General features: G+C 59.2%; 11 protein-coding genes. 3 read left to right on the top strand and 8 right to left on the bottom strand.

The genetic code is table 11. The features are described 5' to 3' along the window. Nucleotides 1-70 precede the first annotated feature (70 nt). The 4 genes from hemG to pepQ are packed head-to-tail and all read right to left on the bottom strand — an operon-like array spanning nt 71 to nt 4,064. Nucleotides 71-619 carry a menaquinone-dependent protoporphyrinogen IX dehydrogenase gene (hemG, locus tag QMM04_RS17010; protein WP_058781596.1) on the bottom strand — a complete coding sequence of 183 codons (549 nt, stop codon included), beginning with the start codon at nt 617-619 and terminating at the stop codon, nt 71-73. A 17-nt stretch (nt 620-636) separates the two neighbouring features. Further along, nucleotides 637-2,088 (bottom strand): Trk system potassium transporter TrkH, encoded by a 1,452-nt coding sequence (gene trkH / locus QMM04_RS17005; protein WP_021506935.1) that lies wholly within the window; start codon nt 2,086-2,088, stop codon nt 637-639. 27 nt (nt 2,089-2,115) lie between these two features. Next, a complete protein-coding gene (locus QMM04_RS17000) occupies nt 2,116-2,733 on the bottom strand; it encodes an IMPACT family protein (protein WP_058758129.1) in 618 nt (205 codons plus the stop codon). Further along, the gene (gene pepQ / locus QMM04_RS16995; protein WP_058758128.1) at nt 2,733-4,064 is read right to left on the bottom strand and encodes a Xaa-Pro dipeptidase; all 1,332 of its coding nucleotides are present in this window, start codon (nt 4,062-4,064) and stop codon (nt 2,733-2,735) included. The genes QMM04_RS17000 and pepQ overlap by 1 nt, the downstream gene beginning before the upstream one ends. A gap of 185 nt (nt 4,065-4,249) precedes the next feature. On the opposite strand from pepQ, the gene fadB reads away from it, so the two are divergent. Both fadB and fadA read left to right on the top strand, forming a co-directional pair. Next, a complete protein-coding gene (gene fadB / locus QMM04_RS16990) occupies nt 4,250-6,433 on the top strand; it encodes a fatty acid oxidation complex subunit alpha FadB (protein WP_282996584.1) in 2,184 nt (727 codons plus the stop codon). 10 nt (nt 6,434-6,443) lie between these two features. Further along, the gene (fadA, locus tag QMM04_RS16985) at nt 6,444-7,607 is read left to right on the top strand and encodes an acetyl-CoA C-acyltransferase FadA (protein WP_282996583.1); all 1,164 of its coding nucleotides are present in this window, start codon (nt 6,444-6,446) and stop codon (nt 7,605-7,607) included. An 88-nt stretch (nt 7,608-7,695) separates the two neighbouring features. On the opposite strand, the gene fre is transcribed toward fadA, so the two are convergent. The 3 genes from fre to pepE form a co-directional block, all read right to left on the bottom strand. Further along, the gene (fre, locus tag QMM04_RS16980) at nt 7,696-8,397 is read right to left on the bottom strand and encodes an NAD(P)H-flavin reductase (protein ID WP_021506940.1); all 702 of its coding nucleotides are present in this window, start codon (nt 8,395-8,397) and stop codon (nt 7,696-7,698) included. A gap of 31 nt (nt 8,398-8,428) precedes the next feature. Further along, nucleotides 8,429-9,913: a 4-hydroxy-3-polyprenylbenzoate decarboxylase gene (gene ubiD, locus QMM04_RS16975; RefSeq protein WP_021506941.1), complete on the bottom strand. Its 1,485-nt coding sequence runs from the start codon at nt 9,911-9,913 to the stop codon at nt 8,429-8,431. Nucleotides 9,914-9,986: 73 nt separating this feature from the next. Further along, nucleotides 9,987-10,718, bottom strand: coding sequence for a dipeptidase PepE (gene pepE, locus QMM04_RS16970; RefSeq protein WP_058758126.1), 732 nt, complete (start codon nt 10,716-10,718; stop codon nt 9,987-9,989). Nucleotides 10,719-10,927: 209 nt separating this feature from the next. Here pepE and rfaH point away from each other — a divergent pair, with 209 nt between their 5' ends. Next, nucleotides 10,928-11,416 carry a transcription/translation regulatory transformer protein RfaH gene (gene rfaH / locus QMM04_RS16965; protein ID WP_031279607.1) on the top strand — a complete coding sequence of 163 codons (489 nt, stop codon included), beginning with the start codon at nt 10,928-10,930 and terminating at the stop codon, nt 11,414-11,416. Here the strand turns inward: rfaH and tatD are convergent. Further along, nucleotides 11,413-12,186 (bottom strand): 3'-5' ssDNA/RNA exonuclease TatD, encoded by a 774-nt coding sequence (tatD, locus tag QMM04_RS16960; RefSeq protein ID WP_282996582.1) that lies wholly within the window; start codon nt 12,184-12,186, stop codon nt 11,413-11,415. The genes rfaH and tatD overlap by 4 nt on opposite strands. Nucleotides 12,187-12,188 lie beyond the last annotated feature (2 nt).

The raw sequence follows: 12,188 nt of genomic DNA, 5'->3' as shown, positions 1-12,188 counted from the left end.
TTATAGGGAGTTAATTCTGGCTGACAAGGGTTTATTGCAAAAAAATGATCGTTCGGCCTAAATTTCACCACTACGCGTTATTTTGCGGCAATTTGCCTGGTAACTGTGCGAAATCCTGGGCAAAACGCGTAACTTTCTCCCAGTCGGTGTATTCAACTTCCTTCGATGTATCCGTTTCGCCGCCGGTCATACGCATAATGAACTGAATCATGATGCGATCGAACCAGCGATAGCGTGGATAGCGCAGCGCACCGGCAAACACCGCACAGCGATCCGGTTGCCACGGTGACTGCGCCAGGAACTTACGCGTATAGGCATTGGTTTCCGGCGTGCACTTATCGGCTTTACGCGCAGTGAGATTGACGCTGAAAAAGCCGCTGACGCGCTGCTGCAGTGCCGCCTTATGTTGCGTGACGAATTTCATCAGCTCGGGCTGGAAGTGACCATAGCGAATCGAGGCACCAATCAGAACGCGATCATACTGTGCCCACTCCACCTGCGGTGCCTGCGCCAGATCCAGCACATCGCACAGCTGCTGCGGTGTCAGCGTGCGGGCAATACGCGCCGCGATTTCACGGGTTTGCCCGTCACGGCTGGAATAAAGAATTAACGCTTTCATCACTCATTCCTGTTTTATTATTCGCGCCAGAAGGTGGGCGTGAACAGCACCAGCAGCGTGAACACTTCAAGGCGTCCAAACAGCATGGTGGAGATTAAAATCCACTTGGCGACATCATTCATCGACGTGAAGTTATCTGCCACCACACCCAGCCCCGGGCCAAGGTTATTCAGCGTCGCCGCCACCGCGGCGAAGGCCGAGAAGTCATCCACGCCGGTGGCGATAATCGCCAGCATGCTGACCAGAAACACCAGCGCGTAAGCCGAGAAAAAGCCCCACACCGCTTCGAGAATACGTTCCGGCAGCGCACGGTTGCCCAGCTTAATGGTATAGACCGCATTGGGATGCACCAGGCGTTTCAGTTCGCGCGACCCCTGCTTGCACAGCAGCAGAATGCGAATCACCTTCAGGCCACCGCCGGTCGAACCCGCCATACCGCCGATAAAGGCTGAACACAGCAGCAGCACCGGCAGGAACAGCGGCCAGCGCGCAATACTGTCGGTGGTAAAGCCCGCCGTCGTCGCCATCGATACCACCTGGAAAAACGCCTGATTGAGGGTTTGCCAGCCGCTGGAATAGACATTATGGAACCACAGCACCAGGGTACAAATCAGCACCAGCGTCAGCTGCACGCCAATGAACATGCGGAATTCCGGGTCGCGCCAGTAGACTTTCAGGTTTCGCCCGCTGAGCAATGAGAAGTGCAGGCCGTAGTTACAGCCGGAGATCAGCAGGAAAATCGCCACGATGGTATTAATGGTCGGGCTATTGAAGTAGCCGATGCTGGCATCATGGGTAGAAAAACCGCCGATGGCGATGGTCGAGAAGCTGTGACCGATGGCATCAAACATCGGCATGCCCGCCAGCCACAGCGCCAGCGCACAGGCCACCGTTAGCAGCACATAAATCAGCCACAGGGTTTTCGCCGTTTCGGCAATGCGCGGGCGCATTTTGTTATCTTTCAGCGGTCCCGGCATCTCGGCGCGGTACAGCTGCATACCGCCGACGCCGAGAATCGGCAGAATGGCCACCGCCAGCACGATGATCCCCATACCGCCGAGCCACTGCAGCATCTGACGATAGAACAGAATCGCTTTGGGCAGCGAGTCGAGCCCTACTAACGTGGTGGCACCGGTGGTGGTTAAGCCAGAGAAGGATTCGAAGAAGGCGTCGGTCACCGACAGATGTGGCTGCTCGGCGAAGATAAACGGCATTGCCCCCACGCTGCCCAGCACGGTCCAGAACAGCACTACAATCAGAAAGCCTTCACGCGGTTTCAGCTCACTTTTTTGTTTGCGGTTGGGCCACCACAGCAGCGAACCGATGACAATCGCCATCATAAACGTCTGACTGAACGCGCGCCCGGCACCGTCGCGATAAATCAGGGCCACTAAGCCAGGCAGGATCATGGTTACAGAGAACAGAATCACCAGCAGGCCCACGATGCGGGTAATGGCGCGAAAATGCATTCAGCCGTTTCCTTTAAACAGATGCGGTTAGTTGTCCAGCGGGATCAGCGCCAAAGCGCCCCGGCTGTAATCAGAAAGGTTTTGCCTGAAGCCATCAATCTGCGGATGGGGCAACGCCAGACGTAGCGTAATGCGATCCTGATAATGGCTCTGTTCAATGCTGCCGTCAAAACGCTGCAGCAGGCGCTCTATATCGCTCAGTTGCGCATAGTCACACTGCAGGGTGAAACATTGCATCGGCACTTTACGCTGGCGCGCCAGCAGCTTCAGCCCCTGCTGCACGCCGCCACCGTAGGCTTTCACCAGCCCGCCGGTGCCCAGCATGATACCGCCATAATAGCGCACCACCACGGCGGTGATCTCGCCCACGCCGCTGCCCATCAGCTGCGCCAGCATCGGCTTACCGGCCGTGCCGGAGGGTTCGCCATCGTCAGAAAACCCCAGCTGTTGTGAATCATCGGGCGCGCCCGCCACCCAGGCCCAGCAGTGATGCCGCGCGGTCGGGTGTTCGTGCTTTACCTGCTGCACAAAGGCGCGCGCAGCGGCCACCCCATCGGTATGCGCCAGCAGGGTAATAAAGCGGCTCTTTTTGATGGTCTCCTCGCTGAGACTGACGGCCTCAGCGGGAATGTCGTAAGCGTCCATCAGGCCAGATGCAAGTCACGCGTCATGTTTTCGATGCGGCTGGCGTGAATCACCACATTATCCTCGATACGAATGCCCCCGTACGGCTTCAGGGCATCAATCGCCTGCCAGTCAAAGTGCTGACTGAACTTACCGCTGCGCAGCGGCGCCAGCAGTGAATCGATAATATAGAAGCCCGGTTCAATGGTCAGCACCATGCCCGGCTGCAGCACCCGTGTACAGCGCAGATAAGGATATTGCGATGGCGCCGCCAGATGCGTGCCGCTGTCGTCCTGCATAAACCCGGCAACGTCGTGCACCTGCAGGCCGAGCGGATGGCCGAGGCCGTGCGGCATAAACGGCCCGGTGAGATTTTCCGCCACCAGCGTCTCTTCGCTCAGCCCCTGCACCAGTTCAAACTTCAGCAGCAGACGCGCGATGCGCTGATGCATTTGCAGATGGTAATCGGTATAGCGCACGCCAGCTTTCAGCGTGGCGATCAGCGCCAGCTCTTCTTTATTCATCGCAGCAACCATTTCCGCGTAGCGCGTTTTGCTCTGCGCCGCGTAACTGCGCGTCAGGTCTGCCGCATAGCCAAGATACTCTGCGCCGGCATCTATCAGGAAGCTGTGACGTTTCGCCGGCGGCTGATGGTCAAGCCGGGTGTAGTGCAGCACCGCAGCATGTTCATTCAGCGCGATGATATTGCCATACGGTACATCAATGTCACGGTGGCCGGTGGCGGTCAGATAGGCAAGATTGATATCAAACTCGCTCATGCCGGAGAAGAACGCCTCTTTCGCTGCGCGATGGCCCGCTACCGCCAGCTTCTGCGCTTCACGCATACAGGCCAGCTCGTAATCGGTTTTGATGCTGCGATGATAGTGCAGGAAGTCGATCACGCCCTGAGGATTGATCCCCTCGCTGCGGATGCCCAGCTGGGTGGCGCGGGACGGTACCGGCCCGATATAGGCTACATTGTCGCGCTGTGCCGGCAACAGCTGAGCGATATCGTCAGCGTTTTTCAGGCCGATGACCTCGACATCCTGGGTCCAGAAGCTGTCAGGCAGTGGCTCGACGTTGTGCCAGTAATCGACCGGCGAGTAGAACCACAGTTTGGGTTTATTCACGCCATCGATCCACAGCCAGCAGTTGGGCACCTGGGTCACTGGCACCCAGGCTTTAAACTGGGGATTCACCTTAAACGGATAGTCATGATCGTCAAGAAATACGGTCAGCAACTCGCCTGAATGAATCAGCATGGCGTCCAGCTTAAAGCGCGCCAGCACCTGTTGCGCACGCTGCTGCAGCGTTGAGATATGCGCGTGATACAGGGTTTTCAGTGAATCCATGGACTTGTCTCCGATGTCGCGAAAGTGGCGGCAGTGTAGCACAGCCGCGCGGGGGATGCCGTGCTGCGCGCGCTGTGATCGCCGTATCAAATAAGCAAACTCTCGTTTGCAAAAAATTAACATGACACCCACACTCCTGATCATCTGGTATGACCAGATCACCTTTCGCGTTTCAGGAGACGGACATGCTCTACCAAGGCGATACCCTTTCAGTGCACTGGCTTGACGATGGCATCGCCGAGCTGGTTTTTGATGCGCCCGGTTCGGTGAACAAACTTGATACCAAAACCGTCGCCGCCTTAGGCGAGGCGCTGAGCGTACTGGAGCAGCAAAGCACGCTGCGCGGCCTGCTGCTCTCTTCCGCCAAACCGGCGTTTATTGTCGGGGCGGATATCACAGAATTCCTGTCGCTGTTTGATGCGCCCGCTGAGCAGCTTAGCCAGTGGCTGACATTCGCCAACAGCATCTTTAATCGTCTGGAAGATTTGCCGGTGCCAACCATCGCCGCCATCGACGGCTACGCGCTGGGCGGGGGCTGCGAGTGTGTGCTGGCGACCGACTTCCGCGTGGCCACGCCCACCGCGCGCATTGGCCTGCCGGAAACCAAACTCGGCATTATGCCGGGCTTCGGCGGCAGCGTACGTCTGCCGCGCCTGCTCGGTGCCGACAGCGCGCTGGAGATCATCGCCGCCGGTAAAGATATTGATGGCGCGAGCGCGCTGAAGCTCGGTCTGGTGGATGCGGTGGTCAGCGGCGAGAAGCTGCGCAGCGCGGCGCTGACCATGCTGCAGGATGCCATAGCCCAGGGCAGCTGGCAGGCGCGTCGTGCGCCGAAGCTGGCACCGCTTAAGCTGAGTCCGATTGAAGCTGCGATGAGTTTTACCCTCGCCAAAAGCATGGTGCAGCAAACCGCCGGTAAACACTATCCGGCGCCGATCGCCGCGGTGCGAACCATCGAAGCGGCAGCGGGCTTAGGTCGTGATGATGCGCTGAAGCTGGAAACCGCTGCTTTTGTGCCGCTGGCGCAGAGTGATGTGGCACGCGCGCTGGTCGGCATCTTCCTCAATGACCAGTACGTAAAAGGCCTGGCGAAAAAACACAGCAGCGCGGCCGGCACGCCAGAGCAGGCGGCGGTACTCGGCGCAGGCATCATGGGCGGCGGGATCGCCTGGCAGTCGGCCTGGAAAGGCGTGCCGGTGAAGATGAAAGATATTAATCCGCAGGCGCTGACGCTGGGCATGAATGAAGCCAGCAAGCTGCTTAACAAGCAGCTGGAGCGCGGCAAAATCGACGGCACGAAGCTGGCGAGCGTGCTGGCGAGCATTCAGCCGACGCTGGATTACAGCGGCTTTGATCGCGCCGATGTGGTGGTCGAAGCGGTGGTCGAGAACCCGCAAATCAAAGCTAAAGTGCTGGCTGAAACCGAGCAGCAGCTGCGGGATGATGCCGTGCTGGCCTCGAATACCTCCACCATTCCAATCAGCCAGCTGGCGCAGGCACTGCAGCGTCCGCAAAATTTCTGCGGCATGCACTTCTTTAATCCGGTGCCGCGTATGCCGCTGGTCGAAGTGATTCGCGGTACGCAAACCTCTGAAGCCACCATCAGCAAAGTGGTGGCGTGGGCCAGCAAGATGGGCAAAACACCGATTGTGGTGAATGACTGCCCCGGCTTCTTTGTGAACCGCGTGCTGTTCCCCTACTTTGCCGCCTTCAGCCTGCTACTGCGCGACGGCGCGGACTTCCGCCAGATCGATAAAGTGATGGAGAAGCAGTTTGGCTGGCCAATGGGGCCGGCGTGGCTGCTGGACGTGGTGGGCATTGATACCGCGCATCATGCACAACAGGTGATGGCGCAGGGCTTCCCGTCGCGGATGCAGAAAGATTACCGCGATGCCATTGATGTGCTGTTTGAAGCCAAACGCTACGGCCAGAAAAATGGCCAGGGCTTTTACCGCTGGGAGCAGGACAAAAAAGGCAAAGCGCAGAAGCGCGCCGATGTGGAGGTCGATGCGCTGCTGGAGCCGGTATGTGAAGCGAAGCGGGTATTCAGCGATGAAGAGATCGCCAACCGCATGATGCTGCCGATGCTCAACGAAGTGGTGCGCTGCCTCGAAGAAAACATCATTGCTTCGCCCGCCGAGGCGGATATGGCGCTGGTGTATGGCTTAGGCTTCCCGCCGTTCCGCGGTGGCGCGTTCCGCTATATGGACACGCTGGGCATCAGCAATGTCGTCGATCAGGCTAAACGCTACCTCGCGCTCGGCCCGCTGTACGCGCTGCCTGAGTTGCTGGTTCAGAAAGCCCACCAGCATCAGAGCTGGTATCCCGTCGCCCAACCGATTGACGCAGCGGCGCTGCAAACTGCCTGAGGTAATGAACATGGAAAACGTAGTGATTGTTGATGCCGTGCGCACGCCGATGGGCCGTTCCAAAGGCGGCGCCTTTCGCCAGGTGCGCGCCGAGGATCTCTCCGCCCATCTGATGCGCGAACTCCTCAGCCGCAATCCGGCCGTCGATGCCGCCGCGCTGGATGACATTATCTGGGGCTGCGTGCAGCAGACGCTGGAACAGGGCTTTAATATCGCCCGCAACGCCGCGCTGCTGGCGGAGATCCCGCATCGCGTGCCGGCCAGCACCGTCAATCGCCTGTGCGGCTCGTCCATGCAGGCGCTGCACGATGCGGCGCGCGCGATTATGGTCGGCGATGCCCACAGCTGTCTGATTGGCGGCGTGGAACATATGGGCCACGTACCGATGAACCACGGCGTGGATTTTCATCCCGGCCTGGGGCGCACCGTGGCGAAAGCGGCGGGCATGATGGGGCTGACCGCCGAGATGCTGGCGCGCATGCACCACATCAGCCGTGAACAGCAGGATGCCTTCGCGCTGCGTTCACACCAGCGCGCTGCGGCCGCCACTCAGCGCGGTGATTTCAAACGCGAAATCGTGCCGACCTACGGCCACGATGCCGATGGCGTGCTGAAACGCTATGACAGCGATGAAGTGATTCGCGAAGACACCAGCCTTGAAGACTTAGCCGCGCTGCGTCCGGCGTTCGATCCGGTCAACGGCACGGTTACCGCCGGCAGTTCGTCGGCGCTGTCCGACGGCGCGGCCGCCATGCTGATCATGAGCGAAAGCCGCGCGCGCGAACTGGGGCTGTCGCCGCGCGCACGCATCCGCAGCATGGCGGTGGTTGGCTGCGATCCGTCGATCATGGGTTACGGTCCGGTACCGGCCAGTAAGCTGGCGCTGAAGCGCGCCGGGCTGAGCGTGCAGGATATCGATCTGTTCGAACTCAACGAAGCCTTCGCCGCGCAGACGCTGCCGTGCCTGAAAGATTTAGGGCTGCTGGAGCAGCTGGATGAGAAAGTGAACCTTAACGGCGGCGCAATCGCACTCGGGCATCCGCTGGGATGTTCCGGCGCGCGTATCAGCACCACGTTGCTGAATCTGATGGAGCGTCGCGATGCACAGTTTGGTCTGGCAACCATGTGCATTGGCTTAGGCCAGGGCATCGCGACGGTATTCGAACGGGTTTAATACGTTGACCACTACACTTGCACGTGTTCCCGCCCAACCGGGCGGGCTTTTTTTTGCAGCGGCACGTCGATGCGCACCGTGTCACACATCAGATAAAGGCAAACGCATCGCCATACATCTGCGCTTCTAACGCACCACGTTCGGCACAGAAGCGCTCGCGGGCAATTTTTGCCATCTCAAACCGGCCAGCAATATAGATATCGTGTCCGCTCAGGCTGGCATAATCCTGCATCACCGCGGTCAGCACCGTGCCGCTGCGCCCCTGCCAGTCCTCCGCTGGCTGCTCCACCACCGGAATCACTTTCAGGTTCGGATGCTTCACCGCCAGCGCATTGAGCTCATCCAGATCGTACAGATGTCTCAGCTCGCGGCCGCCCCAGTAGATAGCGATATCGCGATCCGGCTGCTGCGCCAGCGCGGTCAGCAGAATCGAACGCGCATAGGAGAAGCCGGTGCCGCCGGCAATCAGCACAATCGGCCGCGCGCTGTCTTCACGCAGCCAGGCGTCGCCGTGCGGCATATCTACGGTGATCTGCCGATCATTTTTGATGCGATCCATCACCGCCATGGCGTACAGGTTCAGCTCTGAGGCACCAATGTGCAGCTCAATGATGTCCTTTTCCATTGGCGTCGATGCCAGCGAAAACGGGCGCTTGTCGCGCTCATCCATCACCACCATCAGATACTGGCCGGCGCGGAAGCTAAAATCCGCCGCCGGAATTAACCGCACGCGGTAAACCGTGTCCGTAATTGCTTCAACCGAAGTCACTTTGCAGCTTAACGTCGTCATAGGTGCCCTTTTTTATGGTTCTCAGCCGCCATCAGCGCTGCGGCGGCTCGGCAAAGATCGCTAACTCATCCCAGATTGCATCAATACGCGCCGTAACCGCAGGATCTTTCACAATCGGCGTCCCCCATTCACGCTGGGTTTCACCCGGCCACTTGTTGGTGGCATCCAGTCCCATCTTCGAGCCAAGTCCGGAAACCGGCGAAGCGAAGTCGAGATAGTCAATTGGCGTGTTTTCTACCAGTACCGTATCGCGCGCCGGATCCATCCGCGTGGTGATGGCCCAAATCACGTCGTTCCAGTCACGCGCGTTGACGTCATCGTCACACACAATCACAAACTTGGTGTACATAAACTGGCGCAGGAACGACCACACGCCGAACATCACGCGCTTGGCGTGACCGGCATACTGTTTTTTAATCGTCACTACCGCGAGGCGATAAGAGCAGCCTTCCGGCGGCAGATAGAAATCCACAATCTCCGGGAACTGTTTGATCAGAATCGGCACCAGCACTTCGTTCAGCGCCACGCCCAGTACCGCGGGCTCATCCGGCGGACGGCCGGTGTAGGTGGAGTGGTAAATCGGGTTGCGCCGCTGGGTCACGTGCGTCACGGTAAACACCGGGAAGCTGTCTACTTCATTGTAGTAGCCGGTGTGATCGCCGTACGGCCCTTCCGGCGCCATGTCGCCCGGTTCGATGTAGCCTTCCAGCACGATTTCGGCGCTGGCCGGCACTTCCAGATCGTTCGAGACGCACTTCACCACCTCGGTTTTGTTGCCGCGCAGCAGACCGGCAAACGCATATTCCGATAGCGTATCCGGCACCGGCGTCACCGCACCAAGAATGGTGGCCGGATCGGCGCCCAGCGCCACCGCCACCGGGAAGCGTTCACCGGGATGCGCTTTGCACCACTCCTGGAAATCCAGCGCGCCACCGCGATGCGACAGCCAGCGCATGATCACCCGATTTTTACCAATCACCTGCTGACGATAAATGCCGAGGTTCTGCCGCTCTTTATGCGGTCCGCGCGAGACGGTTAAACCCCAGGTGATCAGTGGGGCCGCATCGCCCGGCCAGCATTTCATGACCGGGATGCGCGCCAGGTCGACCTCGTCACCGCTGAAAATCTCTTCCTGACACGGCGCATTACGCAGCCGTTTGGTCGGCATGTTCAGCACCTGTTTGAACTGCGGCATCTTATCGAACAGATCGCGGAACCCCTTCGGCGGCTCCGGCTCTTTCAGAAACGCCAGCAGCTTACCCACTTCGCGCAGCGCGCTGACCTCTTCCTGGCCCATACCCATTGCCACGCGCTTCGGCGTGCCAAACAGGTTGCACAGCACCGGCATGCTGTAGCCCTTCGGGTTTTCGAACAGCAGCGCCGGGCCACCGGCCCGCAGCGTGCGGTCGGCGATTTCGGTCATCTCGAGGACAGGATCGATCTCCTGAGTGATGCGCTTTAACTCGCCGCGCTGTTCCAGCAGCGCGAGAAAGTCTCGTAAATCCTGATATTTCATGCGGCGTTAGTCTTCCGGCCAGAGTGAAGCGTCATTATAAGTTTGTTCACGCCAGCGTGTTTGAGTTTCTGCGTCAGGCGGGCTGACAGGAAAACGGCACCAGCGACTGCAGGGCCAGCACATCGTGATAAGCGGCAATCGCTTCACCGTGACGGAACACTTTGAAATCTTCACCGCGCGCGCTGTAGTAGCGCAGACGGTTCTCACTGACGTGCAGGAAGCTGGCTTCACGCAGCGCAATCACCGACTCCTGCGGATTCACCGCGCAGAACTCGGCCAGACGCTCATCACGGGTTTCGCCCATATGGCCGCTGACGTGCGCATCAAGATAGTGAGGATTGATTTGCACCGGGAACAGCCCCAGCGCAGGCAGCACCACGCTGCTGCGTACCGGCATATCATTGGTGGTGCGAATCGACGGCGTCGCCACGTTGCAGCCCGCGCTCCAGCCAACGTAAGGGACGTCGCGCTCGCGCACTGCGCGCTGAATTGCCACGATCAGCCCCTGCTCGTGCAGCATCTGGTTCAGCAGCCAGGTATTGCCGCCGCTCACCAGAATCAGCTCCGCCTGCTCAATGGCCGCAACCGGTGTCTCGAACTCGTGTACCGTGCGCACCGGAATGCCCAGTGACTGAGACAACGCCTGCGCACGCTGGGCGTGATCGTCACGAATAATGGCGTAGGGCACCAGCACCGCCGAGGTGATACCGCGCTGGGCAATCATCGCGTGCAGCTGCGGATGCGCATAGCTCAGCAGCGGCGCATCGTCGGCCACTTTGCCATTACTCAGTAAAAACAGTTCCATCAGCCCGTCCTTTTTCTTCGTCTAATGGGTTGGCAGTCTGATACAGATGATCGCCAGACGTCAATTTTCTTGCTGAAAAGCGTTAGTTCGCCGCACCAATCGGAAAATTCGTAAAGATTTTTCTTGTGTGACCGGGTTTCCGGCCGCCGATGCGCTATAACTCTGACAACAGGTTTGTTATTCTTAGCGTCCATTATTTGGGAGCAGTTATGGAATCCTGGTACTTACTCTATTGCAAACGTGGTCAGCTGTTGCGCGCGAAGGAGCATCTTGAGCGGCAGGAGGTGAATTGCCTCAGCCCGATGATCGCTCTGGAGAAGATTGTGCGCGGCAAACGCACCACCGTGAGTGAGCCGCTGTTTCCCAACTATCTGTTTATCGAATTCGATCCGGAAGCGATTCACACCACCACCATCAGCAGCACGCGCGGCGTCAGCCACTTTGTGCGCTTTGGTGCCATGCCCGCGACGGTGCCGTATGAAGTGATCGAAGCGCTGCAAACTGATGCGCCGCAGATCCTGCTGGATCCGGAAACGCCGCAGGTCGGTGATGAAGTGCTGATCACCGACGGCACCTTTGAAGGGCTGCGCGCTATTTTTGCCGAGCCCGATGGTGAAACCCGCTCAATCCTGCTGCTTAACCTGCTGAATAAACAGGTGATGCGCAGCGTGGACAACAAGCAGTTCCGTAAGGTTTAAGCCAGCCTGAATAGCTGACGTGCGTTGTGGTCGACGCGTGCCGCCAGTGCGTCTGGCTGTTCACCACGCCAGTGCGCCACCTGCTGAACGATATGCGGCAGAAAGCAGGGTTCGTTACGGCGCGAGGTCGGACGCGGACGCATATCGCGCGGCAGCAGATAGGGCGCGTCGGTCTCCAGCAGCAGACGATCTGCCGGAATCAGCGGCAGCATGTCACGCAGTGCCATTCCGCGCCGTTCATCGCACACCCAGCCGGTAATGCCCACCGATAAACCCAGCGCCAGGCAGGCTTCCAGCTCGTCACGCGTGCCGGTAAAACAGTGCACCACCGCGCCCACCAGTTTCGGCAGCCACGGCTGCAGCACCGCCAGAAAACGTTCATGCGCCTCACGACAGTGTAAAAACACCGGCAGCTGCAGTTCCGCCGCCAGCTGGAGCTGCGCATCAAACGCGTACTCCTGCTGCTCGTGCGCGGAAAGATTACGGTTGAAGTCGAGTCCGCATTCACCAATCGCCACCACCTGCTCGCTGTCAGCCAGGCGGCGCAGCGTACTGGCGGTTTCCTCCGACCACTCGCTGGCATGATGCGGGTGCACGCCGGCGGTCGACCAGCAGTAGCCCGCGTGCCGGGTCGCCAGCTGACGCGCCTGCTGGCTCTCCAGGGCATTGGTGCCGGTGATTAACAGGCCGGTGACGCCTGCTTCGCGCGCGCGTTTTACCACCTGATCGCGATCTTTTGCGAATTGCGTGCTGGTCAGGTTTACACCGATAT

The sequence above is a fragment of the Pantoea sp. Pa-EAmG genome (assembly GCF_030024295.1).
GTDB classification, from domain to species: Bacteria; Pseudomonadota; Gammaproteobacteria; order Enterobacterales; family Enterobacteriaceae; genus Pantoea; species Pantoea dispersa.
The sequence above is the reverse complement of the archived record's forward strand: the minus strand, read 5'-3'. Positions and strand labels throughout refer to the sequence as shown.

What these genes read in the sequence shown, in the direction of transcription:
- hemG (WP_058781596.1), bottom strand. Translation starts at nt 619, where the DNA reads ATGAAAGCGTTAATTCTTTATTCCAGCCGTGACGGGCAAACCCGTGAA.
- rfaH (WP_031279607.1), top strand. Translation starts at nt 10,928, where the DNA reads ATGGAATCCTGGTACTTACTCTATTGCAAACGTGGTCAGCTGTTGCGC.
- fadB (WP_282996584.1), top strand. Translation starts at nt 4,250, where the DNA reads ATGCTCTACCAAGGCGATACCCTTTCAGTGCACTGGCTTGACGATGGC.
- QMM04_RS17000 (WP_058758129.1), bottom strand. Translation starts at nt 2,733, where the DNA reads ATGGACGCTTACGACATTCCCGCTGAGGCCGTCAGTCTCAGCGAGGAG.
- pepE (WP_058758126.1), bottom strand. Translation starts at nt 10,718, where the DNA reads ATGGAACTGTTTTTACTGAGTAATGGCAAAGTGGCCGACGATGCGCCG.
- fre (WP_021506940.1), bottom strand. Translation starts at nt 8,397, where the DNA reads ATGACGACGTTAAGCTGCAAAGTGACTTCGGTTGAAGCAATTACGGAC.
- fadA (WP_282996583.1), top strand. Translation starts at nt 6,444, where the DNA reads ATGGAAAACGTAGTGATTGTTGATGCCGTGCGCACGCCGATGGGCCGT.
- pepQ (WP_058758128.1), bottom strand. Translation starts at nt 4,064, where the DNA reads ATGGATTCACTGAAAACCCTGTATCACGCGCATATCTCAACGCTGCAG.
- ubiD (WP_021506941.1), bottom strand. Translation starts at nt 9,913, where the DNA reads ATGAAATATCAGGATTTACGAGACTTTCTCGCGCTGCTGGAACAGCGC.
- trkH (WP_021506935.1), bottom strand. Translation starts at nt 2,088, where the DNA reads ATGCATTTTCGCGCCATTACCCGCATCGTGGGCCTGCTGGTGATTCTG.